The sequence below is a fragment of the Bacillus cereus group sp. N11 genome (assembly GCF_016483605.1).
In the GTDB taxonomy this organism is placed as follows: Bacteria; Bacillota; Bacilli; order Bacillales; family Bacillaceae_G; genus Bacillus_A; species Bacillus_A toyonensis.
This window is the reverse complement of sequence record NZ_JAEHBN010000055.1, coordinates 1-450: the sequence shown is the minus strand read 5'-3', so window position 1 is coordinate 450 and position 450 is coordinate 1. Positions and strand designations below refer to the sequence as shown.

Genomic DNA, 450 nt, shown 5'->3' with positions numbered 1-450 from the left:
CAGGTCTTGACATCCTCTGAAAACCCTAGAGATAGGGCTTCTCCTTCGGGAGCAGAGTGACAGGTGGTGCATGGTTGTCGTCAGCTCGTGTCGTGAGATGTTGGGTTAAGTCCCGCAACGAGCGCAACCCTTGATCTTAGTTGCCATCATTAAGTTGGGCACTCTAAGGTGACTGCCGGTGACAAACCGGAGGAAGGTGGGGATGACGTCAAATCATCATGCCCCTTATGACCTGGGCTACACACGTGCTACAATGGACGGTACAAAGAGCTGCAAGACCGCGAGGTGGAGCTAATCTCATAAAACCGTTCTCAGTTCGGATTGTAGGCTGCAACTCGCCTACATGAAGCTGGAATCGCTAGTAATCGCGGATCAGCATGCCGCGGTGAATACGTTCCCGGGCCTTGTACACACCGCCCGTCACACCACGAGAGTTTGTAACACCCGAAG

Annotated in this window: 1 rRNA gene; it reads left to right on the top strand. The window is 53.3% G+C overall.

Annotated features, from left to right (window positions below):
- Positions 1–450, top strand: a 16S ribosomal RNA gene (locus JDS98_RS29625); the annotation flags it as partial.